Origin of the sequence: Burkholderia ambifaria AMMD (genome assembly GCF_000203915.1) — a bacterium.
Lineage (GTDB): Bacteria > Pseudomonadota > Gammaproteobacteria > Burkholderiales > Burkholderiaceae > Burkholderia > Burkholderia ambifaria.
Genome location: NC_008391.1, coordinates 2,418,949 through 2,445,325, shown reverse-complemented (window position 1 = coordinate 2,445,325; position 26,377 = coordinate 2,418,949). Strand labels below are relative to the sequence as shown.

Genomic DNA, 26,377 nt, shown 5'->3' with positions numbered 1-26,377 from the left:
GGAAGCGCGCCGGCCCGGGATGCCGCGCAACCGGCGCGAACGCCCGCCGCACAAGGCTCACGGGCCGATCGTCGGGGTGGCGGACAGCCGGCGCGGTCCTGGCGACGTACCCGGCCGCCCGCCGAGTTCGTGCGCGAGCCTCGCGCCGGCATCCTCATTGATGTCCAGCAACACCGCCTTGCCGCCTTCGGCCACCACCATGCGCGCGACTGCGGCGCCCGGCCCGGCGGGCGCCGATGTTGACCGGCCTACTATTTCGCCACGCAGGTGCGGTACCATCGCGACACCCGCCGCGCGATCGCGCCCGCCGCGGGCCCGCGCCGCGATGCACCCGGCGTGCGGGCCGCCGGACGCGTGACGGATATCCGGCCGATATCCGCGGGCCGCAGTCGGCGCCCCGGCGAGACGGGTGCCGCCGCCCATGACAACAGAACCAATAACAGACGGGCCCGCCCGACCGCTCACGATGCTTTCAGACTTCGTCGCGCGCCTGCGCGAGCGTTTCAGCAAACCGCCGACCCGGCAGGACTTCGCCGAACGCCTGATCGCCGCGCTGCGGGCGACCGGCGACACGCGCGAGTGGCTTCACGAGGACGACAAGGGCCGTCTCGTGCAAGCGGATGTCCCGTCGAACATCATCAACCTGCACAACCTGTTCCGCGATTACGCGGGCGCGAAGCCGGCCGAGCGCGAAGCGACGCTCAAGCGCCAGGCGAACGCGATGATGCAGCACGAGATCCCGTCGAACTTCGCGGACGTCCGCCCGCGGCTGCGCCCCGTGATCCGCAGCGCGACCGAGCGCGGCGCGGTCGCGCTGCAACTCGCCGGACAGCCCGGCGCGTCGGAGGTCGCGTTCCGGCCGCTGTGCGAGAACCTCGAGATCGGCATCGCATACGACGGCGAATTCAGCGTCGCGCGGCTGACGACCGCGCGGCTCGCCGAATGGGGCGTCACCTTCGACGACGCATGCGACGTCGCGATCGACAACCTGCGCGGCATGTCGTCGGCGCCGTGGGCCGCGTTGCGCGACGGCGTGTTCCTGTCGCAGTTCAGCGACTACTACGACGCGGCGCGCCTGCTGCTGACCGACCTGCTGCACCGCCAGCCGATCTCCGGCGCGCCGGTGGTGATGGCGCCGAACCGGACGGTGCTGCTGCTCACCGGCGACCGCAATGCGGCCGGGCTCGCGACGATGGTCGAACTCGCCGAACAGGCGCGCGCGCAGCCGCGCCCGCTGCCGTCGCTGATGCTGCGCTGGGACGGCGCCGCGTGGCGCAATTTCGTTCCGCCAGGACTGGAGGCGAAGCTGCATGCGCTGCGCGTGGACGAACTCGCCGGCGACTACCAGGATCAGCGGGCACTGCTCGACGAGCTGCACAAGCGCGACGGCACCGACATCTTCGTCGCGACCTACACCGTGTACCGGCGGCAGAACGGCGAGCTGTTCAGCGTCAGCGTGTGGAGCGACGGCGTGCCGACGCTGCTGCCCGAGACGGACATCGTCGTGCTGTATCGGGAAGCGACGCGGCAGTCGGCCCACGTGCCGATGGCCGCGCTGCGGGACGCATGCGGCGACCTGATGACGGCCACCGCGCACCGGCCAGTGCGGTATGAAGTGACGGCGTTTCCGGATGAAGCGCGGTTCGCGGCGCTGATCGAGCGGTTTCCGGCGGCGTGACGCGCGCTTGCGCGCGTCGGATGGAACGGCTGCCCTATCGCCCGCCGGCATGACCGGCCGTGGCGGCATGCCCGTCAGGAATGAAACGGCGACACCGCCCGTCGTCAGATGCCGACCTTCGGCGCGTTCAGGATCAGCCGCAGCCCGAGCAGCGTGATCGCACCGGCCGCGACGCGGTCGACCCACTTCTTCGCGCGCAGGTAAAGCTCGCGCGGCCGGCGGGTCGAGAAGCACAGCGCGACGATCGTGTACCAGCCGCACTCGACGCCGAACACGAGCGGCGGCAGCGCCAGGTAGCACCACAGCGGCGGATGCTGCGGCAGCAGCGCCGCGAAGATGCTGCCATACCAGATCGCCGTCTTCGGGTTGCTGAGCTGGGTCGTGAGGCCGATCCAGAACGACTTGCGCGCGCTGCCGGCGACGGCCGCCTGCGGGTCGTCCATCGCGATCGGCCGCTCGGCGCCGCGCCAGATCTTCGACGCCATGTAGATCAGGTACGCGCCGCCCGCCACCTTGAGCCCCACGTACAGCCATTCGACCGTCTGCAGCAGCGTGTAGAGCCCGGCCAGCGCGACGCCGCCGAACGCGATCCCGCCGACACCCATGCCGAGCGCGGTGGCGAGCCCGTCGCGGCGCGACAGCCCGATCGAATTGCGGGCGACCAGCACGAAACTCGGGCCGGGAATCATCGCGCCGAGCCACAGCGCGGCCAGAATGGCGAGTACGGCAGCCGATGCAGTCATCGAAGTCTCCTTGATCAGCGACGCCGAAGCGCCGGCGCCTGCGTGTCGTATCGTGTCGATTCCGACGGTGAAGTCGCTGATTCTGGCACGCTTCGCGAGCTGCCGGAAGCACCGGCGCGCTGCTATGCTGGCTGCCGTTCCCGCCACCCGCGCCACCCGCCATGATCGTGCTGCCCGAATTCGCCGCCGCAAGGCAACTGTATGGTTCGCTCGGCTTCACGCCCGCGCCGCCCGTTGCGTTCAATCCGGTGCCCGACACCGCGTTTCTCGGGCGGGATCTGTGAGGGGCACGATGCGCGCGCCGGCCGCGGCGGTTCGTCGAGCCCTCCTCGTTCCGCTGTTCGCCGCGTGGTGCTGCCATGCGCAGGCAGCGCCGCCGCTGCCGCCGTCGATTGCCGCGCAATTGCCGGCCGGCTATCAGCCGTTCGTCGCGCAGCCCGGCCCGGCACTCGGCGACGGCCGGCGCACCCTGCTCGTCGTCGTGCATCGCGCGACCGACACGCGCGAGCAGCCGTCGCCGCGCCCGCTCCTGATCTATGAGGAACAGGCCGACCACACCTATCGGCTCGCCGCGCGCAACGACGACGTCGTGCTGCGCGCGAACGACGCGCTGCAGTGCGACCCGTTCGATCCGGAATCCGCCGCCGACGGCGGGATCGCCGTGAAGGGGCGCTATTTCACGGTGCAGAACGACGTCGCATGCGGACAGCACTGGAGCGACTACGTGACGTTCCACTACGTCCCGCGCACGCACGGCTGGGTGTTTTCCAGCCAGATCCATACCGAATCGTTTCCGGTCGATCCTGGCAAGCCCGACATCGTCAGCGTGGTGCGGGCCGACGCGCGCAAGCCGGTGTCGTTCAGCCAGTGGCGGCGCAAGGAATGAAAACCGGCGCGCGGCAAGCATGCGCAGGTTTCGGCATGCGCATGTCCGTGTTCCTGACACGCCGCGACTAGCGCCCATTCGATTGCATGCCCGGCGTGCTCGCGTGCGTGTGCCGCTGCGGCCCCGGCGGTCCCGCGTCGTGCTCGTCCGCGACGAGCGACTCCGCCCCGGCGCGACGATCGAGAACGGCCCGGGCCTTGTCGAGGTCCAGCGCCCCTTCCCAGCGGGCCACCACGACCGTTGCCACGCCGTTGCCGATCAGGTTCGTGACGGCGCGCGCCTCGTTCAGGAAGCGATCGACGCCGAGCAGCAGGACCAGGCCCGATACGGGCACCTGATGCATGGTCGACAAGGTTGCGGCCAGCGCGACGAAACCCGCGCCCGCGACGCCCGCCGAGCCCTTCGACGTCAGCAGCAGCACGCCGAGCAGCAGAAGCTGGTCCCAGATCGACAGGTGGATGTTGAATGCCTGCGCGATGAACAGCGACGCCATCGTCAGGTAGATCGCGGTGCCGTCGGCATTGAAGGTATAGCCGGTGGGCAGCACCATCCCGACGACCGGACGCGAGCAACCCATTCGCTCCATCTTGAGCAGCATCTGCGGCAGCACGGCTTCCGTCGATGCCGTGCCGAGCGTGATCAGGATCTCGTCGCGGATATAACGCAGGTATTGCCACAGCGACAACCCGCACACCCGCATGACGAGGCCGAGCGCCACGACGACGAACAGGATCGACGTGAGGTACAGGCACAGCATCAGTTGTCCGAACTGTGCGAGCGTGCCGATCCCGTATCTGGCGATGGTGAACGCCATCCCGCCGAATGCGCCGGCGGGCGCCACATGCATCACGATGCGCACGACCCCGAACATCCCTTGCAGGAACATGTCCAGCATGTCCACGAGCGGCGCGGTCCTCGCGCCGAGTTTCGCGAGCGCGACCGCGAAGATGACCGAGAAGAAGATGATCGGCAGTATCTCGCCGTTCGCGAAAGCGCCGACGACACTGCCCGGCACGATGCTCATCAGGAAGTCGAGCGTGCCGTGATGCTGCGCCGCGTGCGTGTAGCTGGCGATTGCGGCACCGTCGATCTTCGCCGGATCCGCGTTCATCCCGCTGCCCGGCCGGACCAGATTGACGACCGCCATCCCGACCACGAGCGCGACAGTGGACGCGGCTTCGAAATACAGCACGGCCTTGACGCCCACCCGGCCGGCTTCGTGAAGATCGGTCATGCGCGCGATGCCGACCACGACCGACGCAAAGATGATCGGCGCGAGCAACATCCGGATCAGCTTGATGAACAGGTCGCCGAGCGGCTTGAGCTGGGCGCCGATATCGGGGTAGAAGTGCCCGACGAGGATGCCGGCGACGATGCCGATCAGAACCTGGACGTAGAGTTTGGAAAGCGTTCTGCGAATGCGTGATGCCAGCATGACTGTCTCCTGTGCATGGCGTCCTGTTTCCGGAAAGCGCACGCGTGCCGGCGATGCAGCCGATCGCCCTGAACGCCAACGCCGATTCCGCCTGCCCGATTGATTTTTTTGTAATGTGATGCGGTGCGCCGTCGAGCGTCCGGCGCACCTTACCGACGACGCTTATGCGGACAGCTTCCGCATTTGCGCGTACAGGTCGGCCTTGCCTTCGAAGCCGATGCCCGGCAGGTCCGGCATCGTGATGTAGCCGTTGTCGACCTTCACGCCGTCCGGGAAGCCGCCGTACGGCTGGAACAGGTCCGGGTACGACTCGTTGCCGCCGAGGCCGAGGCCGGCCGCGATGTTGAGCGACATCTGGTGACCGCCGTGCGGAATGCAGCGGCTCGGCGACCAGCCGTGCTGGCGCAGCATGTCGAGCGTGCGCAGATACTCGACGAGGCCGTAGCTCAGCGCACAGTCGAACTGCAGCCAGTCGCGGTCGGCGCGCATGCCGCCATAGCGGATCAGGTTGCGGGCATCCTGCATCGAGAACAGGTCCTCGCCCGTCGCCATCGGCTTGTCGTAGTAATTGCGCAGCGTCGCCTGCAGCTCGAAGTCGAGCGGATCGCCCGGTTCCTCGTACCAGAACAGGTCGTATTGCGAAAGCGCCTTCGCATAGCGGATCGCGGTGTCGAGATCGAAGCGGCCGTTGGCGTCGACGGCGAGCTTCTGGCCATCGCCGAGCACGCTGAGGATCGCGTCGATGCGTCGCAGATCTTCGTCGAGCGATGCGCCGCCGATCTTCTTCTTCACGACCGTGTAACCGCGGTCGATGTAGCTGCGCATCTCGTCCTTCAGCTTCTCGTGATCCTGGCCCGGATAGTAGTAGCCGCCCGCCGCATAGACGAAGATCCTGCGATCCGGCCGGCCGTCGCCGTAGCGGTCCGCCAGCAGCTGGAACAGCGGCTTGCCTTCGATCTTGGCCACCGCGTCCCACACCGCCATGTCGATCGTGCCGATCGCGACCGAGCGCTCGCCATGGCCGCCCGGCTTCTCGTTGGTGAACATCGTCGCCCAGATTCGGTGCGGATCGAGGTTGTCGCCGGCATCGTTGACGAGCGCGCCGGGGTCGGCTTCGAGAATGCGCGGGATGAAGCGCTCGCGCATGAGCTTGCCCTGGCCGTAGCGGCCGTTCGAATTGAAGCCGTAGCCGACGACCGGCTTGCCGTCCCGGATCACGTCGGTGATCACGGCGACGAGGCTCAGCGTCATCCTGCTGAAGTCGATGTAGGCGTTGCGGATCGGGGAACTGATCGGAACGGTCTGTTCGCGAATCTCGACGATTCTCATGGCGGCGTCTCCTGGACTGGCACGTTTGCGGGTAGCTCGATTGCATGCACGTTGCTGCAACGAGACCGAGCATAGTCCGCGGAGAGCGCCCTATAATTCACCTCAATTCATTTCATTTTTTACCAAAAGTGAGAACTGATTCGACCTCCGACTTCGAGTTCTTCGTCCAGCTCGCCAAACTGAAGAGCCTGTCGGGCGCGGCCCGCTCGCTCGGGATCACGCCGCCCGCGGCAACCAAGCGGCTCGGCATTCTTGAAGACCGGTTCGGCAAGCGGCTGGTCAACCGCACCACCCGCAGCGTCAGCCTGACGCCGGAAGGCGAGATGTACGCGCGGTACGCCACGCAGATTCTCGACCAGGTGCGCGAGATGGAGGACGCGATCGCGGGTACGCCCGCGGATCCGCACGGGCGGCTGCGCATCAATGCGACGCTCGGTTTCGGGCGCACGACCATCGCACCGCTGGTGTCGGAATTCGCGAAGCGCTATCCGAACGTCGATGTCCAGTTCGTGGTCACCGATCGCCCGGTCGACCTCGTCGAAGGCGCATTCGACATGGCCATCCGGTTCGGCGAGTTGCCGGACCAGCGCTTGAGGGCGCGCCGCCTGATGAGCAATCGCCGGTTCCTGTGTGCGTCGCCGAAGTATCTCGAGCGCAACGGCGTGCCGCAGTGCAAGGAGGATCTCGCTCATCACCGCTGCATCATCCACACGCAAAACGACGATGCGTTCGGCGTGTGGCGCTTCATGCAGGAGGATCACCTCGAAGCGCTGAAGGTGAGCGGCTCGCTGTCCAGCAACGACGGCGACATCGTGCTGCGCTGGGCGCTGGACGGTCACGGCATCCTGATCCGCTCGGAGTGGGATCTCGCCAAATACATCCAGAGCGGCCGACTCCGTCTCGTGCTGCCCGACGTCGTCCTGCCGTCCGCCGACCTGTTCGTCTACTATCCCGGGCAACGCAACGAATCGACGCGGGCCCGCGCGTTCATCGACTTTCTCGTCAAGCACTTCGAGGCACCGTTCGTTCCGGTCGACGTAGCCAACGCGGCGCCGGACCGCAAGCGATCCGCTCGCTCGAAGCGTTGACACCGCGCCGGGCCCCCGCCCCTTCCGGCCGCGGGCGGTCGATGCAGGGACACATCACGGGGCCGCGTTGCCACGGGGCGGGAAGCCGCCAGCCCGGCCGGGAATGAAGCATGTTCCGTCTCGCGCGCATCCATGCAACTCGCACACCCGCGCCAACCGGTCTACCATAGGCGCTCGTCGCCGTTCAGGCGCGCCGGCGCGGCATGCGGCTTGCGCGCCGCCCTTCCCACGTTGAACCCGCGCAGGAGGACGTCATGACGCAACAATTCGACGCGATCGTCATCGGCACCGGGCAAGCCGGGCCGCCACTCGCGGCGCGGCTCGCCGGCGCCGGCATGAAAGTCGCGATCGTCGAGCGCGGCCGCTTCGGCGGCACCTGCGTCAACACCGGCTGCATTCCGACCAAGACGCTGATCGCGAGCGCATACGCCGCGCAGCTCGCGCGGCGCGCGGAAGAATACGGCGTGTCGGTCGGCCCCGTCAGCGTCGACATGAAGGCCGTGAAGGCGCGCAAGGACCGGATCTCCGGCCGCTCGAACCACGGCGTCGAGCAATGGGTGCGCGGGCTCGACAACACGACCGTGTTTCAGGGCCACGCCCGCTTCGAACGCGCCGATGCCGTGCGCGTGGGCGACGAACTGCTCGAGGCCAAGCGCATCTTCATCAACGTAGGCGGGCGCGCGCAGATCCCGCAGATGCCGGGTCTCGACTCGGTGCCGTACCTGACCAACTCGACGATGATGGACGTCGACTTCCTGCCCGAGCATCTCGTGATCATCGGCGGCAGCTACGTCGGGCTCGAATTCGGCCAGATGTACCGCCGCTTCGGCTCGAAGGTCACGATCGTCGAGAAGGGCTCGCGCCTGATCCATCGCGAGGACGAGGACGTGTCGCAGGCCGTGCGCGAGATTCTCGAGAACGAAGGCATCGACGTGCAGCTCGACGCGAACTGCCTGAATGCGCGGCGCGACGGCGACGGCGTCGTGGTCGGCCTCGATTGCGCGGGCGGCGGCCGCGAGGTCGCGGGCTCGCACCTGCTGCTCGCCGTCGGCCGCGTGCCGAACACCGGCGACCTCGGGCTCGACCAGGCCGGTGTCGCGACCGACTCGCGCGGCTACATCACGGTCGACGATCAACTGCGCACCAACGTGCCCGGCATCTGGGCGCTCGGCGACTGCAACGGGCGCGGCGCGTTCACGCACACCGCGTACAACGACTACGAGATCGTCGCGGCGAACCTGCTCGACAGCGATCCGCGCAAGGTGTCCGACCGCATCGCCGCGTACGCGATGTACGTCGATCCGCCGCTCGGCCGCGTCGGCATGACGCTCGCGGAAGCGAAGCAGACTGGCCGTCGGCTGCTGGTCGGCACGCGGCCGATGACGCGCGTCGGCCGCGCGGTCGAAAAAGGCGAGAGCCAGGGTTTCATGAAGGTGATCGTCGACGCGGACAGCCACGCGATTCTCGGCGCGTCGATCCTCGGCGTGACGGGCGACGAGGTCGTGCACGCGCTGCTCGACGTGATGGCCGCCGGCGCGCCGTACACGACGATCAGCCGCGCGATGCACATCCACCCGACCGTGTCGGAACTCGTGCCGACGCTGCTGCAGGACCTGCATCCGGTCGAATGAACGGCGGCGGGCGCGTGTCGCCCGCCTCGCATCCACGCTGAACCGGCGTGGAACCCTGTGCGAAGATGGCTGTTCGCTACGACATCCGGAAGCGCCATGGACCGTCTGCAAACGATGCAGATCTACGTACAGATCGTCGAACGCGGCAACTTCACGCAGGCCGCCGATGCGCTGCAACTGCATCGGCCGGCCGTCACGAAGGCCGTGCAACAGCTCGAACAGGAACTCGGCATCCGGCTGCTGAACCGCAGCACGCGGCGCGTCAGCGTGACGGCCGAAGGCGAGGCGTTCTACGCGCGCTGCGTGCAGCTGCTCGGCAGCATCGACGACGCGTTCGCGTCGTTCCCGAAGCAGCGCGTCGCGCCGAAAGGCCGGCTGCGGCTGGATATTGCCGTCGCGCTCGCGAAGACGGTCGTGATTCCCGCGCTGCCCGAATTCCAGCAGCGCTATCCGCAGATCGAGCTCGTGCTCGGCGCGAGCGACCAGCCGGCCGATCTGATCGGCGAAGGTATCGACTGCGTCGTGCGGGTCGGCACGCTGAAGGATTCGAGCATGATCGCGCGGACGGTAGGCGCGGTACCGATGGTCACGTGCGCATCGCCCGCCTACGTCGTCCGCCACGGACTGCCGCGCACGCTGGACGAGTTGCGCACGCATCGCGCGGTCAATTTCTTCACGGGCGCCAATCGCAAGATACTCGAATGGACGTTCCGCGCGAACGACGAACGCGTCAACGTGAAGCTGCCGAGCAGTCTCCTCACGAACAACTCGGAAGCGCTGCTGTCGTGCGGGCTCGCCGGCCTCGGCATCGTGCACGCGTTGCGGCCGGCGCTGCAGCCGAGCATCGATTCGGGCCAGCTGATCGAGCTGTTGCCCGGTGTGCCGGCCGAGCCGAAACCGGTGTCGGTGATGTACCCGAACCGCGCGCACCTGCCCGACAAGGTACGCGTGTTCATCGACTGGCTCACGGAGCTGTTCGCACGTCGGTATCCGGTGTAGCGCCGCCGGGGCGTCACGCGCGAGCGCGTCACCCCGTCACCCGATAACCGACCGAACGCTCCAGGTATCGCGCAAGCTGCTCGCGGGAAAATGCCGGCTGTTCGATCCCGCTGCCCTCGAGAAATTCGATTACATTGCGGCAGTCCCATACATAGTTGTTCTGATAGAGTTCGGCGGTACTCATGCCATCGCGAATGTTGTCGTCGAAGAGGCTCAACAACGGATAGAGCGGCGCATCGATATCCGTCTTCCACGCGCCGAGCCATTCACGGAACGGAACGACCCGGAACCGCAGACCGAAGTATCGCTCCAGCCTCGCGAAAAACTCCTTGAGCGTGATGTTGGTCTCCGGCGAATTGATCAGATTGAATTTGCGCCCGAGCGCCGCCGGATTACGCGAAATCCTCGCGAGCGCTTTCGTCATGTAATCCACGCTCGTCAACCCTTCGCGCAGATCGTCGAGATCGGGGACGGTACCGAGCGCGATGCAGGTCTTCACCAGCCGCCCCCACCACTGATAATCGGCGCTGACGCCCGTCTCGCCATGAAACGTCGCGTAGCCGAGCCGGAACGTCATCAGCGGCAGGCCGCGCTGCGCGGCCAGATCGGCCATCTTCTCCATCACCCATTTGCTGCGCGTATAGCCAATGTCCTCGAGCACCGCCGGCAGATTCTGATCGATGTCGTCGGCTTCGGTCATCATGGTCTTGCCGGTGAAACGATGTCCCCAGCTGTACACCGAGATCGTCGACAGCAGAATCAGCGCCTTGGTTCGCCGGCACCCGGCGAAAGCGAGAATCTGCGTCAGCCCGTCCACGTTGATCTTCTTCATGTACGAATACGGCTGGATGAAATTCACGGCGCCGGCCGAGTGGTAAACGATGTCGATTTCGTCCGCCAGCTCCGCGTAATCGTGCTCGTTCATGCCGAAGCGCGCCTGCGTGATATCGCCCGCGCACACACGGATGCGGGATCGCTCGTCCGGCCCGACATTCACGTCGTATGCACGCAGCTTTTCGTCGATCCGCGCGCGCCCCGCCGCGGCATCGTCGGCCCGCACCAGACAATGCACCACCGCCGACGTCGTCGCGAGCAGTTCGGCCAGCAAGTGGACGCCAACGAATCCCGTGGCACCCGTCAGCAGGATCGTGCGCGGACACGCCAGCAACGCATCGTCGAACGGGCGGCTGAAATCCGCCTCGTCCGGCACGCGGATATCGTTATCCAGCGCATAGACGGGCTCGCGCTCGATCTCGAGCGCCGCGGCGCCGACACGCCGCTCGATTTCGCACGCCAGCGCCGCCACCGACTGGTGCTCGTAAACATCCCGGATCAGCATCTTCGTGCCTGCGGCATCCGACAGCGCCTTTGCGAGTTTCGCCGTCAGCAGCGAATTACCGCCGATGTCGAAAAAACTGTCGGTCTTGCGAAACGACGCATGGCCGATCAATGTGATGAATGCGTCCGCAACGATTCGCTCGGCGGGCGCATACGGCTCCTTCTCCGTCCGCTCGCGCTGTTCCGCGCGGTAACGCCGTTCGAGCGCGGCCCGGTCGGTCTTGCCGTTTGCCGTCATCGGCAGATCGTCGAGCAGCACATGACCGACGGGCCACATGTAATCGGGCAAATCGCGCCGGACGCTCGCCCTGAGCGCATCGACGACATGCGTGGCCGGCTTGGCCGGATCATGCGGCACGACGAACGCGACGAGTTCGACCCCGCTTCCAGCCGCATTGGGCAACGCCAGCACCACGGCCTTTCGCACCTCGCCGGATCGGATGAGCGCAGCATGAATCTCGCTCAGCTCGACCAGATTGCCCCTGATCTTGACCTGATCGTCGACTCGGCCGAGAAACTGGATCGAGCCGTCATCCAGCCGGCGGCCGCGGTCGCCGGTGTGATAGAGGGTGCTGCCCGGCCGCAGCGGATGAGGACGGAACTTTTCGAGCGTCAACGCGGCGTTGCCCAGATAGCCGCGGGCGAGGCCGGGCCCGCCGATGCAGATCTCGCCGACGTTGCTTCCCGTCACCGCTTCCCGCGCGTCGTTCAGGATCAGGATCTCCGTACCGCCGACCGGCCATCCGATCGACTCGGGACGGCGGAGCGTTGCGCTCGGAACGACGTGGCACGTCGCGAAGATCGTCGCTTCGGTCGGTCCGTAGTAATCGATCACCGTGTAATCGATGCTGCCTGTATCGATCGGGCCGAGCTTTTCGCCCGCCGTGAACAGATATTTCAGCGCCAGGCCGGCAGGCTGCCCGACACTCACGACGTCGGCGACCATCGCGGTGGGCACGTATGCATGCGTGATCCGATGACGAACGAAGAAGCCGACCAGTGCGTCGGGATCGAAGCGCGTTTCGTCGTCGGGCAAGAACAGCGTCGCGCCCGCGCAGAGCGTCGACCAGATTTCCCACTGCGATACATCGAAACCGAGACCCGCCATCAACGTCGTGCGGCATTCGGCATGCATCGCGAAACGCGCGTTGTGCCAATCGACGAGTGCCGCGACGGCGGCATGTTCGACGATCACGCCCTTCGGCGCACCGGTGGAACCGGACGTGAAGATCACGTAAATCGCTGCGTCCCGTGCATCCGCATCGTAGGTCGGGCGCGCGTCGTCACGCGCCGACCGATCCGCGGACAGGTCCGCCACACCGGCGAACCGGAAGGCCGCGTCCCGATGTGTCGCGCCCGTCGTCAACACCAGCGCGGCGTTGCATTGCTGCAGGATGTAGCGCTTGCGCGCATCCGGATAGCGGTCGTCGATCGGCACATACGTCGCGCCCGCCTTCAGAATGCCGAGGATGCCGACGATGAAATCGGCGTTGCGCGCCGCCTCGATCGGCACCAGGCTGCCGCCCGCGATTCCCCGATCGCGCAACTCACGCGAAAGCATATCGCTACGCCGGTCGAGTTCCCCGTAACTCACGCATTCGCGCGCCGAGACCACGGCGGGCCGATTCCCGTCGAGCGCCGCACGCAGCCGGAATTTTTCGAGCACATTCGATTGAGTCGTCATCGTTTTTATTCCTCACATCGAAAAGAACTGATCCCAATATAGACAGCAAGCGGTGAAAAGCAATTTCGCGCGCGATGCTGCTTGCGATCACGAACGATCGGGCAGTCAGGCTGTTGCGTGGCACTCGGTTGCCGCAACATCGCGCAACAATGAAGGTGTTTGATTCGATTCGAGACACGACATCGATGCGAGACCCGCTCGTTTCCGGATGCGATGTCGAATCGCTCGATCAGCGTAGCGCATCGAATATCGACGGACGGCGACGCGAATCGGGCGCCTATTGTTATTCGTCAAATAACAATCAATGATCAGGCCGTGCGTTTATCAGCCGCGCTCCCCCGCCTACAGTTCTCCTTCATCTACCCCGTTCATCGAAGGAGAGCGCCATGTCCCGTGTCATTCGTTTCCATCGTGTCGGCGGCCCCGACGTGCTGCAGATCGATACCGTCGACGTCCCCGCGCCCGGCCCCGGCGAAGTGCAGCTGCATGTGAAGGCGATCGGCATCAACCGCGCGGAAGTCATGTTCCGCAGCGGCGAATACACGATCCAGCCGCGCTTTCCCGCGTCGCTCGGCTATGAAGCTTCGGGCGTGGTCGCCGCCGTCGGGCCGGATGTGACCGCGTTCGCCGTCGGCGACGCGGTGAGCGTCGTGCCGTCATTCTCGTTCGCCGACTACGGGATGTACGGCGACGTGGTCAACGTGCCCGTGCATGCGCTCGTCCGGCATCCGGAGAACCTGTCGTTCGTGGAAGCCGCCGCGACGTGGATGATGTTCGTCACGGCATGGGGCGCGCTGATCGAACTCGGCGGACTCGAGCGCGGCGACACGGTGCTGATCGGCGCCGCATCGAGCAGCGTCGGGCTCGCGGCGATCCAGGTGGCGAACCGCGTCGGCGCGGTGCCGATCGCGCTGACGCGCAGCGCGGCGAAGCGCCAGGCGCTGCTCGATGCGGGTGCCGCGCACGTGATCGCCGGCAACCCGGCGGACCTGCCGCAACAGGTCGCGGAACTGACGGGCGGCCGCGGCGCGCGCATCGCGTTCGATCCGGTCGGCGGGCCCGCCGCGGCGAACCTGCTGCACGCGCTGCGCACGAACGGCACGTTCTTCCAGTACGGCGCGCTCGACACGCGCGACATCCCGGTGCCGGTGATGGACCTGCTCGCGCGCCACCTGACGCTGCGCGGCTACGAGCTGTTCGAGATCACCGGCGACGCGCAGCGGCTCGAACGCGCGAAGCGCTTCATCGTCGACGGGCTCGCGGCCGGCGCGCTGAAGCCGTCGATCGACCGCACGTTCGCGTTCGACGACATCGCGCAAGCCCATCGGTACATGGAAGCCGGCACGCAGGTCGGGAAGATCGTCGTGACCGTCTGAGCAGGGGCGCGCCGGGCGTGCCGACCGGAAACGACGGCACGCCGCATGCGCGCGTCAGGCTTCGAAATACCGCGGCCGGTCGATGTCGGCCAGCAATCCGACCTGCGTCGGCGCCCAGTCGAGCCATGCGCGCGTGTGCTCGCTCGTTGCGGGCGCATCCATTCCCGCGAACAGCGCGAACCAGCCGAAGTGCTCGTCGGCTTGCGCGGCCGATTTCGACACGACCGGCACGTTCAGCCGGCGGCCGATCACTTCAGCGATCTCGCGGAACGGCACGCCCGTATCGGCGACCGCGTGATAGCGCGCGGCCGGCGCACCGCGTTCGACCGCGAGCCGATACACGCGCGCCGCGTCGAGCCGGTGCACGCCGGGCCAGCGATTGCCGCCGTCGCCGAGATACGCCGATGCGCCCTTCTCCCGCGCGAACGCGATCAGGCGCGGCACGAAGCCGTGATCGCCGTCGCCGTGCACGGACGGCGGCAGGCGCACGACCGACGCGCACACGCCGCGCGCGGCCAGCGCGGCCGCGGTTGCTTCGGACGCTCGCGGATAGCCGGCCGATACCGGCACGTGCGGATCGTCCTCGGTCGCCGCGCGGCCCGGCGCGACGAGCGCGAGGCCCGACGTGACGATCAGCGGCCGCGTCGAGCCCGCGAGCGCCGCACCGATCGTTTCGATCGCGCGGCGGTCGAGTTCGCAGTTTTCCGCGAAGCGCGAGAAGTCGTGATTGAATCCCGTGTGGATCACCGCATCGACGCCCTGCGCGCCGCGCGTGAGGCTGTCGGTATCCTCCAGCGACCCGCGATGCACGTCCGCGCCCAAGGCGGCGACCGATGCAGCCGCCGCGTCGGAACGCGCGAGGCCGAGCACGGAATGCCCGGCGGCCACGAGTTCGGCGACGACCGCGGAGCCGACGAAACCCGACGCTCCCGTAACAAAGACACGCATGTTCAGCACCTCCGGATGAATGAGAGGCTTACTATCTGTCGAGCGTCGCGGACGGTGAAGACGTGACGGTTTACCGGTAAACGAACTAACAGGCTATGGCTGACGCATCCGACAACCTGCTCGGCGCGTACCTTCGGGACCGCCGCGAGAAACTCGATCCGGCCGCGCTCGGGCTGCCCGTCGCGCGCCGCCGCACGCCGGGCTTGCGCCGCGAGGAAGTCGCACAGCGCGCGCACGTGAGCGCCGCCTGGTACACGTGGCTCGAACAAGGGCGCGGCGGCGCGCCGTCGGCCGACGTGCTCGATCGGCTCGCCCGCGCGCTGCTGCTGAACGACGCCGAACGCGAGCACCTGTTCCTGATCGGCCTCGGTCATCCGCCCGAAGTGCGCTATCACGCGAGCCGCGACGTGACGCCGCGCCTGCAGCACGTGCTCGATTCGCTCGACGCCAGCCCCGCGATCGTGCGCACGGCGACGTGGGACGTCGTCGCGTGGAACGACGCGGCCGCCGCGACGCTCACCGACTACGCCATGCTGCCGCCGCCCGCGCGCAACATCCTGCGGCTGATCTTCATCGATGCCGCGGTGCGATACGCGCAGCCGAATTGGGAACGCGTCGCGCGATTCGCGGTGGGCGCGTTTCGCGCCGACATCGCGCGCGGCGGCGCGACGCAGGCCGTGCAGGCATTCGTCGACGAGATGCGCGCGGCGAGCGCGGAGTTCGATGCGATGTGGCGCAGCCACGACATCCATTCGCACGACGAAGGGACGAAGGAGATTCGTCATCCGCAGGCCGGCCGGATCGCACTCGAATACTCGGCGTTCTCGGTGACCGGTCGCCCGGATCTGAGCCTCGTGGTCTTCACGCCCGCGACGCCGGCCGATCGTGCGCGGATCCGGGCGCTCGTCGCCGCGCGTGAACAGGCCCGTGAACAACCCCGCGACCCGCACGCACCGGCTGCGTAGCGGCGCGTCGAAGGTGCGCCCGGCATCGCACCGAACCCGCCGCTGCAACGGCCGCCGCCCGGCCGGCTCGTCCATTCGGCCCCGTCACGCCGCACCGTGCCATCACGATCCGCACTGACACCCAGTCGAATATTTAATTTTCCGCGGGGCAAGCGCGCCTTTACCCTTTCGGCATCGCATCACAGGGCCACGGGCCCCTTCCGGAGCATCTCGATGACCGACCCCGCCACCGCGCAAGCCGTTCCGCGTCCGCACGCGGCTTCCGTATCCTATGGCGCGCTCGCACTGCTCGTGCTGGCCGGCCTCAACCTGCGTCCGTTCCTGACCGCGTTCGGCCCCCTGCTCGACCTCGTACGCGCCGACACCGGCCTCGGCTTCCGCGCGGCCGCGCTGCTGACCACGCTGCCGTTCGTGCTGATGGGCGTCGTCGCCGGCATCGGTGTCGGGCTCGCGCGGCGCGTCGGCGAACAACGCGCGCTGAGCGTCGCGCTGGCGCTGATCGCCGCGGGTTGCACCGCACGCCTGTGGACCGGTGGCAGCACCGGGCTAGTGGTCACCGCGATCGTCGCGGGCGCGGGCGTCGCGGTGATCCAGTCGCTCGCACCCGGCCTCGCCAAGCGCTGGTTCGTCGACCGGCTGCCGCTCGCGATGGGGCTTTATTCGGCCGCGCTGGTCGGCGGCGGCGCATTCGGCGCGATCGCGAGCCCGTGGCTCGCCGCGCATGGCGGCTGGCATCTGTCGCTCGCCGTGTGGGCCGTGCCCGCGCTCGTCACGCTCGCGCTGTGGCGCGCGAAGGCGCCCCGCGACGCGGTGCACGCCACGACGGCATCGGCGCCCGTCACCGCGTTCGCACGGATTCCGCGTGCGTGGCAGCTCGCGCTGTTCTTCGGCCTCAGCAACAGCGGCTATGCGAGTCTCGTCGCGTGGTTGCCCGCGTTCTATCGCAGCGTCGGCATGAGCCCGCAGGCGAGCGGCAACCTGCTCGCGTGGATGGCGCTTTTCCAGGCAATCGGCGCGCTCGCGATGCCGCTGCTCGCGAAACGTTCGCACGATCGCCGCGCCGTGCTGTGGCTCACGCTCGCGTTGCAGGCGGCCGGCTTCGTCGGCTTCGCGACGATGCCCGCGTTCGCGCCGTGGCTGTGGGTCACGAGCGTCGGCCTCGGGCTCGGCGGCTTCTTCTCGATGAGCCTGATCGTCACGCTCGACCATCTGCCCGACGCGCGGCTCGCGGGCGCGCTCGCCGCGTTCGTGCAGGGCATCGGCTTCCTGATCGTCGCCGCGAGCCCGTGGTTGATCGGCGGGCTGCGCGACGTGGGCGGCGGCTTCGCGATCGCGTGGTGGCTGCACGTCGGCGTGATCGCGTCGACGGCCGCGTTGAACGCCATGTTCTCGCCGGCCGGCTACCGGCGCAGCATGGCGCGCATCACAGGCGCCATGTGCTGACTCACTGATTTCGTTCGATATCCACAACTGACGGATGCGAGCGGGAAATGCAAAGGGGCGTCGTGCTCGCGTGCACGACGCCCCTTCTTCGTTTCAGGCAACCGTAAAGATGCTCGGAGCCGCACGACAGTGCGGGACTCCGAGGACACGTATTCATTACCGAGCGAGTGCGGTGGCACTACCCAGCACAACTGACGGTATCAACGATCACGTCGTGGGTTCAAGCAGACCCGTTGCGAAGGACCTCGCATGCGCGACGGCCTCTTGCGGGTCGGGGAAGACGCCAAGTTCCTCCCACTGCTCTTCGGCTGCGTATGTGCCTTTCACCGCGAGCGCGCGCTGAACGCGCAACTGCGCCGCGTATCTGCCGTCTTCGAGGGGCCGGGCCGTCGCGACGACCTTGTGCGGAAGACCGGACCGCTCCGGCTGAACCAGCTCGACCGGGCCGTCGGCCGCGCCGATATTCTTCAACTCGTTCCTGGCCTTGCAGTCCGGGCAGTAGAAGCACCAGCCCGCGTCCTCCGCACGGGACCTGACTTGCCCTCGAGCCAGCACGGCACGGCATTCAACGTTCTCGCAGATGAACGGCATGGCAGTCTCCGAAGTTGTTTGTCGGAAATCCTAGCATGTCCGCCGACCATCAACCATCGGCATCGACAGTGCAGCGATTTCGGCTCGGCGCGGCGCAGCAGTCGGGTGCGCGCCATCGTCTTGCTCGTTGCACACGCACGGAACCGGCTGCCCTGCTTGCACCCGCGCAACGATGTCGAAACTCTCCTCAATCCGGCAGCGACTGTCAACCGCGCGTTCGCACGCGACATCGCGCCACGAAGCTGACGGCACGCCTTCTCGCAATGCATCAATCGTCGATTCCTTTTGACCAAGGACCTGCGCTTTGGCGTCGTTCAATCGTCCGACTACGACCTCGTTGCGCACGAAACGACGAATGGTGCACTGCGCCGAACACGCAGTAGCGACCCGCACATGCAAGCGAGCCAGCCCGCCGGCCGAGCGACCGTCGAACGCGCAACAACATCGGCGGCTGCGGGCATCGAACGCGCCCCGCAGGCATGAAGGTTGCGCCTTCCGGCCCGCTCGCATTTTTCCGCACGGCGAGTGCGCATCGCTTCGCGGCGGCGATGCGTGATCGGCTGGCCAGCGCCGCACCCAATAATGAAGGAGACGTTGTCATGGACGAGTCGAATGCATATCGCCGCTACAACCGCCGCCGTTTTCTGGCTGGTGTTGCAGCAGTGGCCGGCAGTGTCGCATTGCCGGGTTGCGGAGGCGGCGGAGATGGAGACATCAATTCACCGGACGGCAACGCGCCCGCGCCGTCGATCGGCGACACGCCTTCGCCGAATGCCGGTGATCGCTACAGCCTGCCGCGGCCGAAGTTGCCCGAGCCGGCGAGTTCGGGCATCGATCACATCGTGCTGGTCACGATGGAAAATCGCTCGTTCGATCACTTCCTGGGCTGGGTGCCCGGCGCCGAGGGCATGCCCGCGACCCGCCAATACAAGGACGCGTTCGGCGCCACCCACGCACCGTTTTCACTGTCGGCCGATCCCGCATACGGCTATCAGGCGTGCGCGTACCACGACCCGAACCACGGCTACGAGGGCGGACGTGTGCAGCTGGCCTCGGGGGCGATGAACGGCTTTCTCCTCACACCAGGCACGAGCCAGACGCAGGGCGACCTGCTGCCGATCGGCTTCTACGCGGCGGCAGACCTGCCGTTCTTCAATGCGGTGGCGAGCAATTACACCATCGGCGACTTCTACTTCACCGGCGTGCTGACCGACACGATCCCGAATCGCCTCTATCTGCATAGCGGTGCCACCGACCGCCTCACCGACAGTGTCGACAACTCGTCGCTGCGCACGATCTGGGACAACCTGAGCGACGCCAACGTCGGTTGCAACTACTACTACCACGACGTGCCGTTCACCGCGCTTTACGGCACGCGCTATCTCGGCATCTCGCGTCCGTTTTCGGAGTTCCTGTCGAATGCGGCGGCGGGCACGCTGCCGCCGTTCTGCATGGTCGATCCTGTTTTCTCGGGCGAGCAGGCCGGTACGTCCGCCGACGACCACCCGCACGCGGACATCCGCAACGGGCAGGCATTTCTGAACCAGGTGTATGACGCGCTGCGCACGAGCCCGACGTGGAGCCGCACGCTGATGATCATCGTCTACGACGAATGGGGCGGCTTTCTCGAGCACGTGGTGCCGCCGATCCGGCCGATCAGCAACAACGAGCACGCAGTCGGCAACGACGGCAAGCTCGGCTTTCGCGTACCGCTTGCGCTACTCGGCCCGCGCGTGCGTGCCGGCACGGTCACGCGCTATCCGTTCGACCCGAGCTCGATCCACGCGCTGCTGCAATGGCGCTTCGGCCTGAAGCCGCTCGGCGTGCGCGGCAGCGATCCGGCGACCTTCAATCTCGCGTACGCGCTCGATCTCAACGGCGCGGCGCGCACCGATGCACCGGTGTTCACGGTCGCGCAAGGGCCGTTCGGCGGAACGTGTGCGGGGGCCACCGCGCCATCGCCATCCAGCTCGGTGTCGGGCATCGATCCGTCGCAACTGGCGGCCAATCCCGCCGCCGATCGATTCGCGGACCTGCGCGCGAAGGCCGCGGCGCTGGGGTTCCAGACCGGCGGCTGACGGCAACGCGGGCGCGGCAGCCGCGATCGCCACCGATGCGGCTGCCCGCCCGTGCCCTGCCACCTTCACATTCAGTACACTGCCCCGCCGCGCCAACGCATGCCGGCTCCCCTTTGTCGCATTCCGTCGGGTTCGCGTCGCGTTCGGATAAAAACTTCCGGTCATCGCCGCCGTTAACTCGTTCGCAATCCCGGCGCCCCGCATCGCGACGCGGCGCCCGTCGTCGTTCGTGCTCCGGAATCCACATCCGCCGTCGGCCGCCCGTCGTGCCGCCGGCAAGGGAACGTCATGCGAAAACTCACCATCCGCGGCGGACTCGTCGCGACCATCGCCGGCTATACGGCGCTGCTCGTCCTGGTCGTCGGCGCGTGCATCGCCGCGCTGTATGCCGGCAACGGCTCGCTCGAAGCGATGTACCGCGACGACACCGCGTCGCTGCTGCACCTGAAAACCAGCTCGGAGCGCATGCTCGTGCTGCGCGAACGCGTGAGCGACGTCGCGCAGATCATCAGCGCCGGCCAGCCCGCGAAGGCGGAAATCGCGCAACTTCACACGCTGCTGAAACAGAGCAACGACGAACTCGACGCCTACACGCGCCTGCACGCACGCGACGCCGACGAGCAAGCGCTGTTCGACACGCTGCAAACGCGTCGTCGCACGCTGCTCGACCAGGTGTTCCTGAAGGCGATGTCGCAACTCGACCAAGACAACGCATTCGACTTCCTCGACACGCACCGCACCGCACAACCGGCGCTGTTCACGGCTTACCAGGATGCGATCGACGCGCTCGAATCGTTCCAGGTCGCGCGCCAGAAGGCACGCTACGACGCGGCCGGCGCACGCTTCCACCGGATCGTGTGGGCGATGGTGGCAGTCGCGCTGTTCGCGCTGATCGTCGGCTTCCTCGCGCAGCGCGTGCTCGCGAAGGCGATCATCGAGCCGATCCATCTCGCCGTCGACCACTTCGACAGGATCTCGAAAGGCGACCTGACCGGCACGGTCGTCATTCCCGGCAAAAACGAAATGGCGTATCTGCTGAACGCGTTGAAGCGGATGCAGGACGGCCTCGTCGAAACCGTGACGCAGGTCCGCACGAGCACGGAGACGATCGTCGGCGATGTCCGCACGATCGCGAGCGGCAACGTCGACCTGTCCGCGCGCACGGAGCAGCAGGCCGTGTCGCTGCAACAGGCGGCGGCGAGCGTGGAGCAGCTGACCGCGACCGTGCGCCAGAACGCGGACAACGCGCGCGATGCACGCACTTACGCGCAAGGCGCGGCCGGCATCGCCGCGCGAGGCGGTGACGCGATGCAGCGCGTCGTCGAAACGATGTCCGCGATTTCGCACAGCTCCGCGCGGATCTCCGGCATCGTCGGCGTGATCGAGAGCATCGCGTTCCAGACCAACATCCTCGCGCTGAACGCCGCGGTCGAAGCGGCGCGCGCGGGCGAGCAGGGGCGCGGCTTCGCGGTCGTCGCGACCGAGGTCCGCGGGCTCGCGCAGCGCTGCGCATCGGCGGCGAAGGAAATCCGCGAGCTCATCGGCAACTCGACGCAGCGCGTCGAGGACGGCAGCGGCCTCGTCGCGCTCGCCGGTTCGGCGATGTCCGAACTCGTCACCGCGGTCGAGCGCGTCAACGCGATCATGGGCGAGACCAGCATCGCCTTCGACGAGCAGACTTCCGGCATCGAGCAGGTGAATGCCGCCGTCATCCAGATGGAGCAGACGATGCAGCGCAACGCCGCGCTGGTCGAGGAGGCCGCCGCCGCGGCGCTGTCGCTCGAGGATCAGAGCACGCGGCTCAGCGATGCCGTCGCGCAGTTTCGTGTTGGTGAAGCGGCGATGGCGTGATCGGCCGTCGGCATCGCCCGGGCACGCTTCGATGATTTCAGCGCATGCGTCGTACAGCGCGTCGAAATCGATGTCGCGCGTGTCGCTGCCGTCCGGCGTGTGGCGCGGGTAAGTGCGCGGCGCGGGCGCGATGGGCCGGCTGCCACGATCGTTGTTCGTGCAGGTCAGGCCGGCGTCGTGCCGTCGCAAGTAAGCGAAAGCGCTCGACAATGCGCGCTTTGATCAGACGTAAAGAGCTCGCATCAGCAAGCTGACGAACCAGCGACGCGCGACGCATCTATACCGTTTTCCCGGCCAGCCCATGCATCGGCCGCCGCAACGCGGCGTCGAACGGATTCGTGCGCGGGCCAATCGCGTCCGCCTGGCGCCTGAGCAGTTCGACGACCATCGGCATCCGGTCGTCGCCGAGGCGCGACGCCAGCGTGCCGACGCTCAGCGCGCCGACCGGATACCCGGTGCGGTCGAGGATCGGCACCGCGACGCCGGCCATCCCGTCGAGCACGCCGCTGTTGCGGCCCGCGTAGCCGAGCTGCCGCACGCGTTCGATCTCGGTGCGCAGGTACACCTCGTCGAGCACGCCGTAGCCGCGGATGCGCGGCACGTTGAAGCGGATCACTTCCTCGCGCTCGGCCTCCGGCAGGAACGCGAGGATCGCGAGGCTGCCCTGCCCGACGCCGAGCGCGATGCGCCCGCCGATATCGCCGGTAAACGAGCGGATCGGGAACGGCCCTTCGCACAGGTCGAGACACACCGCGTCGAAGCCGCTCTTCACGAGCAGGAAGATCGTCTCGCCGAGACTCGCGCACAGCCGCAGCAGCACGGGCCGGCACAGCGTGCGCATGCTGCTCGGATTGCCGGCCAGCGCGGCGAGCGCGAAGAAGTCGACGCTCAGCCGGTACAGCTTCGACTGTTCGTCCTGCTCGACCATCCCTTCGGCGATCAGCGATTGCAGGATCCGGTGCGCGGTGCCCTGCGTGAGGCCGACGGCCTTCGCGAGGTGCGTGACGCGCACGCCGTCCTGCTGCATGCCGGCCAGTGCGCGCAGGATCGCGAACGCACGCTGCAGCATGCCGGTGCCCGGCGCGCCGGCCGGATCGGCGGCGTCCTCGTCCGGGCGCGGCGCGCGTGCGGCCGGCGACGTTTCGGGCGACTGCGGTTCTGGCATGCCGGCTCTCCTCGATGATTTCAGTGAACGGAATACGGTAGTCGCCATTGTCGTCCGGCCGAAATTGCGCGGGCATCCGGGTGTGCACGGGATTGACGCGCGCGTTTCGCGGGCCGGCCGCCCTTCATCCATCGGAACGATTCCCGCCCGATTCGACATTCCATTCCGTTCATCGGAATTTTTTCGAAATTCATCCCGTTGAGCAGAATTCCAAATTGACGCTCCGAAATATGGCTGGCTAGAGTCCGCGTCATCGGCGCACCGGCCACGGTGTGCGAACCCGGAGCTCCCCATGTCGTTTCTCACGCTTACGGATCTGACGAAATCGTTCGGCGAACTGACCGCCGTCGCCGACGTCAACCTGTCGGTCGAACAAGGCGAATTCGTGTCGCTGCTCGGGCCGTCCGGCTGCGGCAAGACCACGACGCTGCAGATGATCGCCGGCTTCGTCGACGTCACGCGCGGCCGCATCGCGCTCGACGGGCAGGACATCACGCACATGAAGCCGAACCGCCGCGGGCTCGGCATCGTGTTCCAGAGCTATGCGCTGTTTCCGCACATGAGCGTCGCGGAGAACGTCGGCTTCGGCCTCGACATGCGCGGCGTCGACAAGGCGGAGCGCGCCGAGCGCATCCGCGCGGCGCTCGCGCTCGTGCGACTCGATGCGCTCGCGCACCGCTTCCCGCGCGAACTATCCGGCGGCCAGCGGCAGCGCGTCGCGATCGCGCGCGCGATCGTGATCGAACCGCCGGTGCTGCTGCTCGACGAGCCGATGTCGAATCTCGACGCGAAGCTGCGCGAGGACATGCAGTTCGAACTGCGCGCGATCCAGCGCAAGATCGGCACGACGACGATCATGGTCACGCACGACCAGTCGGAAGCGCTGTCGATCAGCGACCGCGTGGTCGTGATGGAAGCCGGCCGCATCACGCAGACGGACACGCCGTACCGCGCGTACGAACGTCCCGAGAACCATTTCGTGTCGCAGTTCATCGGCAAGGCGAACCTGCTGCCCGGCACGATCGTCGCGCACGACGGCGACGCGATCCGCATCGACCTCGGCCACGATCTCGCGGAAACGGGCCGCACCGCGCACCTGCCGGCGCGCGAGCGCGACATCCGTGTCGGCGACGCCGTGTCGGTCTGCATCCGCCCGGAAAAGCTGCGACTGTGCGCGCCGGGCGCAGGCCGCTTCGCCGCGACCGTCACGAGCCGCTTCTTCCTCGGCAGCCAGTGGCTGTACCGCGTCGACAGCGCGCTCGGCGAAGTGCTCGTGTGCTGCCAGAACGAAGGCGCGGAGCCGCTCGCGGAAGGCGCGCCGGTGGGCGTCGACTGGCATAGCGACGCGGTGCGCGTGATGCGCCGGGAGGCCTGAATGGGACAGCCTACCCGCCCGCTACCCGCCGACGGCGCGACGGCCGGCCTCGCGCCGTCCGCCGCCGCAGGCGATGCGGTGACGCCGCGCGCTGCCGGCGGCCGCGTGCCGCGCGCCACGTGGCGCGCGCATGCGCCGCTGTGGCTGATGTGCGCGCCCGCGTTCGCGCTGTTCGCCGCGCTCGTGCTCGTGCCGCTCGCGATGACCCTCACGCTCACGTTCTATCGCTTCGACCCGGCCACCGGCCCGATCGCCGCGTTCCAGTTCGGCCACTACGCGGAGGTGCTCGGCTCGTCGTACTTCCACACGATCTTCGCGCGCACCTTCGGCATCGCCGCGCTGACCACCGTGATCTGCGTCGCGATCGGCACGCCGGAAGCGTACGTGCTGTCGAAAATGCGCGACCCGTGGCGCTCGCTGTTCCTGCTCGTGATCCTCGCGCCGCTGCTCGTGTCGGTCGTCGTGCGTGCGTTCGGCTGGAGCATGCTGCTGAACACGAGCGGGCTCGTGAACCAGGCGCTCGGGCTCGCGGGCCTCGGGCCGTACAAGCTCGAATACACGACGTTCGCGATCGTGATCGCGCTCGTTCACGTGATGCTGCCGTTCATGGTGATTCCCGTGTGGACCGCGCTGCAGCGGCTCGATCCGCAGACCGAGCACGCGGCGCTGTCGCTCGGCGCCTCGCCGTTCACGACGTTGCGCCGCATCGTGGTGCCGCAGCTGATGCCGGGCGTGCTGTCGGGCAGCCTGATGGTGTTCGGGCTGTCGGCGAGCGCCTTCGCGATTCCGGGCCTGCTCGGCGGACGTCGGTTGAAGGTCGCGGCGACCGCCGTCTACGACGAATTCCTCGGCTCGCTGAACTGGCCGCTCGGCGCGACGATCGCGGTGCTGCTGCTGGTCGCGAACCTCGTCGTGATGCTTACCTACTACCGCGTGCTCGAACGCCGCTACGCGCGCAGCCTCGGAGGCGCTTCCCGATGAGCAAGAACGGCCCTTTCGCCCTGGCGTTCCATACGCTCGTGATCCTGTTCGTGCTCGCGCCGCTCGCGATCGTCGTGCTCGTCGCGTTCACGCCCGACGAAACGCTGACGCTGCCGACGCACGGGCTGTCGCTGCGCTGGTTCCGCGCGATCCTCGACTATCCCGACTTCGTCACCGCGTTCGCCAACAGCGTGAAGCTCGCGTTCGCGTCGGCGACGCTGTCGCTCGCGATCGCCTTGCCCGCCGGGCTCGCGATCGGCCGCGCGACGTTTCCGGGCCGCGCGTTCCTGAACGGGCTGCTGCTATCGCCGCTCGTGATTCCCGGCCTCGTGCTCGGCATCGCGCTGCTGCGCTTCTTCGCGCTGATCGGCGCGACAGGCTCGTTCGCGTGGCTGGTGCTCGCGCACATGATCGTCATCACGCCGTTCGTGATGCGGCTCGTGCTCGCGTCCGTCGCGGGCCTCGACCGCAGCATCGAGCAGGCCGCGTGCTCGCTCGGCGCCGATCCGTGGACGACGTTTCGCCGCATCACGCTGCCGATGATCGTGCCCGGCATCACCGGCGGCTGGCTGCTCGCGTTCATCAACAGCTTCGACGAGCTGACGATGTCGATCTTCGTCACGTCGCCGCAGACGATCACGCTGCCGGTCCGCATGTATATGTACGCGACCGAATCGATCGATCCGATGATGGCGTCGGTATCGACGCTCGTCATCCTCATCACCGCCGGCGCGATGCTGCTGCTCGATCGCGTGTACGGCCTGAACCGCATCCTGATCGGCCAACACTGACG

Annotated in this window: 22 protein-coding genes; 14 read left to right on the top strand and 8 right to left on the bottom strand. The window is 67.5% G+C overall.

The annotated features are described in order from the left end of the window. Positions 1–57 precede the first annotated feature (57 nt). Entirely contained in the window at positions 58–201 is a 144-nt protein-coding gene (locus tag BAMB_RS35595) for a hypothetical protein (RefSeq protein ID WP_162487081.1), read from the bottom strand. A 265-nt stretch (positions 202–466) separates the two neighbouring features. Here BAMB_RS35595 and BAMB_RS26930 point away from each other — a divergent pair, with 265 nt between their 5' ends. Next, positions 467–1,678, top strand: a complete 1,212-nt coding sequence (locus tag BAMB_RS26930) for a DUF1444 domain-containing protein (protein ID WP_041491596.1) — start codon at positions 467–469, stop codon at positions 1,676–1,678. A gap of 104 nt (positions 1,679–1,782) precedes the next feature. Here BAMB_RS26930 and BAMB_RS26925 read toward each other — a convergent pair whose 3' ends face one another. Further along, positions 1,783–2,421 (bottom strand): LysE family translocator, encoded by a 639-nt coding sequence (locus tag BAMB_RS26925; protein WP_011660314.1) that lies wholly within the window; start codon positions 2,419–2,421, stop codon positions 1,783–1,785. A 161-nt stretch (positions 2,422–2,582) separates the two neighbouring features. Here BAMB_RS26925 and BAMB_RS26920 point away from each other — a divergent pair, with 161 nt between their 5' ends. Then, a complete protein-coding gene (locus BAMB_RS26920; protein WP_011660313.1) occupies positions 2,583–2,705 on the top strand; it encodes a hypothetical protein in 123 nt (40 codons plus the stop codon). A gap of 8 nt (positions 2,706–2,713) precedes the next feature. Further along, on the top strand, positions 2,714–3,307 hold the full coding sequence (locus tag BAMB_RS26915) for a hypothetical protein (RefSeq protein WP_011660312.1): 594 nt from the start codon (positions 2,714–2,716) through the stop codon (positions 3,305–3,307). A gap of 67 nt (positions 3,308–3,374) precedes the next feature. Here the strand turns inward: BAMB_RS26915 and dctA are convergent, their stop codons facing one another. Beyond that, on the bottom strand, positions 3,375–4,742 hold the full coding sequence (dctA, locus tag BAMB_RS26910; protein WP_011660311.1) for a C4-dicarboxylate transporter DctA: 1,368 nt from the start codon (positions 4,740–4,742) through the stop codon (positions 3,375–3,377). Positions 4,743–4,904: 162 nt separating this feature from the next. Next, the gene (locus tag BAMB_RS26905) at positions 4,905–6,071 is read right to left on the bottom strand and encodes a mandelate racemase/muconate lactonizing enzyme family protein (protein ID WP_011660310.1); all 1,167 of its coding nucleotides are present in this window, start codon (positions 6,069–6,071) and stop codon (positions 4,905–4,907) included. 128 nt (positions 6,072–6,199) lie between these two features. Between BAMB_RS26905 and BAMB_RS26900 the strand changes: the two genes are divergently transcribed. The 3 genes from BAMB_RS26900 to BAMB_RS26890 all read left to right on the top strand — a co-directional run bounded on the left by BAMB_RS26900 (position 6,200) and on the right by BAMB_RS26890 (position 9,789). Next, a complete protein-coding gene (locus BAMB_RS26900; protein WP_041491595.1) occupies positions 6,200–7,159 on the top strand; it encodes a LysR family transcriptional regulator in 960 nt (319 codons plus the stop codon). A gap of 254 nt (positions 7,160–7,413) precedes the next feature. Next, positions 7,414–8,790: an FAD-containing oxidoreductase gene (locus BAMB_RS26895; RefSeq protein WP_011660308.1), complete on the top strand. Its 1,377-nt coding sequence runs from the start codon at positions 7,414–7,416 to the stop codon at positions 8,788–8,790. A 96-nt stretch (positions 8,791–8,886) separates the two neighbouring features. Beyond that, entirely contained in the window at positions 8,887–9,789 is a 903-nt protein-coding gene (locus BAMB_RS26890) for a LysR family transcriptional regulator (RefSeq protein ID WP_011660307.1), read from the top strand. A gap of 28 nt (positions 9,790–9,817) precedes the next feature. On the opposite strand, the gene BAMB_RS26885 is transcribed toward BAMB_RS26890, so the two are convergent. Then, entirely contained in the window at positions 9,818–12,811 is a 2,994-nt protein-coding gene (locus BAMB_RS26885; protein WP_011660306.1) for an amino acid adenylation domain-containing protein, read from the bottom strand. Between the two features lie 386 nt (positions 12,812–13,197). On the opposite strand from BAMB_RS26885, the gene BAMB_RS26880 reads away from it, so the two are divergent. Then, positions 13,198–14,187 (top strand): zinc-dependent alcohol dehydrogenase family protein, encoded by a 990-nt coding sequence (locus BAMB_RS26880; RefSeq protein WP_011660305.1) that lies wholly within the window; start codon positions 13,198–13,200, stop codon positions 14,185–14,187. Between the two features lie 54 nt (positions 14,188–14,241). On the opposite strand, the gene BAMB_RS26875 is transcribed toward BAMB_RS26880, so the two are convergent. Then, entirely contained in the window at positions 14,242–15,135 is an 894-nt protein-coding gene (locus BAMB_RS26875) for an SDR family oxidoreductase (protein WP_011660304.1), read from the bottom strand. Positions 15,136–15,230: 95 nt separating this feature from the next. Between BAMB_RS26875 and BAMB_RS26870 the strand changes: the two genes are divergently transcribed. Further along, positions 15,231–16,100, top strand: coding sequence for a helix-turn-helix transcriptional regulator (locus tag BAMB_RS26870; protein ID WP_011660303.1), 870 nt, complete (start codon positions 15,231–15,233; stop codon positions 16,098–16,100). A gap of 213 nt (positions 16,101–16,313) precedes the next feature. Then, positions 16,314–17,543 carry a cyanate transporter gene (locus BAMB_RS26865; protein ID WP_011660302.1) on the top strand — a complete coding sequence of 410 codons (1,230 nt, stop codon included), beginning with the start codon at positions 16,314–16,316 and terminating at the stop codon, positions 17,541–17,543. Between the two features lie 207 nt (positions 17,544–17,750). On the opposite strand, the gene BAMB_RS26860 is transcribed toward BAMB_RS26865, so the two are convergent. Further along, positions 17,751–18,134, bottom strand: a complete 384-nt coding sequence (locus tag BAMB_RS26860; RefSeq protein ID WP_011660301.1) for a hypothetical protein — start codon at positions 18,132–18,134, stop codon at positions 17,751–17,753. 599 nt (positions 18,135–18,733) lie between these two features. Between BAMB_RS26860 and BAMB_RS26855 the strand changes: the two genes are divergently transcribed. Beyond that, positions 18,734–20,212 (top strand): alkaline phosphatase family protein, encoded by a 1,479-nt coding sequence (locus BAMB_RS26855; protein WP_011660299.1) that lies wholly within the window; start codon positions 18,734–18,736, stop codon positions 20,210–20,212. Between the two features lie 288 nt (positions 20,213–20,500). After that, positions 20,501–22,063, top strand: a complete 1,563-nt coding sequence (locus BAMB_RS26850; protein WP_011660298.1) for a methyl-accepting chemotaxis protein — start codon at positions 20,501–20,503, stop codon at positions 22,061–22,063. Between the two features lie 277 nt (positions 22,064–22,340). On the opposite strand, the gene BAMB_RS26845 is transcribed toward BAMB_RS26850, so the two are convergent. Beyond that, positions 22,341–23,228, bottom strand: a complete 888-nt coding sequence (locus BAMB_RS26845) for an IclR family transcriptional regulator (RefSeq protein WP_011660296.1) — start codon at positions 23,226–23,228, stop codon at positions 22,341–22,343. A 292-nt stretch (positions 23,229–23,520) separates the two neighbouring features. On the opposite strand from BAMB_RS26845, the gene BAMB_RS26840 reads away from it, so the two are divergent. The 3 genes from BAMB_RS26840 to BAMB_RS26830 are packed head-to-tail and all read left to right on the top strand — an operon-like array spanning position 23,521 to position 26,375. After that, positions 23,521–24,603, top strand: a complete 1,083-nt coding sequence (locus BAMB_RS26840; RefSeq protein WP_011660294.1) for an ABC transporter ATP-binding protein — start codon at positions 23,521–23,523, stop codon at positions 24,601–24,603. Beyond that, positions 24,604–25,584, top strand: coding sequence for an ABC transporter permease (locus BAMB_RS26835; RefSeq protein WP_011660293.1), 981 nt, complete (start codon positions 24,604–24,606; stop codon positions 25,582–25,584). Then, on the top strand, positions 25,581–26,375 hold the full coding sequence (locus tag BAMB_RS26830) for an ABC transporter permease (protein WP_011660292.1): 795 nt from the start codon (positions 25,581–25,583) through the stop codon (positions 26,373–26,375). Before BAMB_RS26835 ends, BAMB_RS26830 begins: the two co-directional genes overlap by 4 nt. Positions 26,376–26,377: the final 2 nt, after the last annotated feature.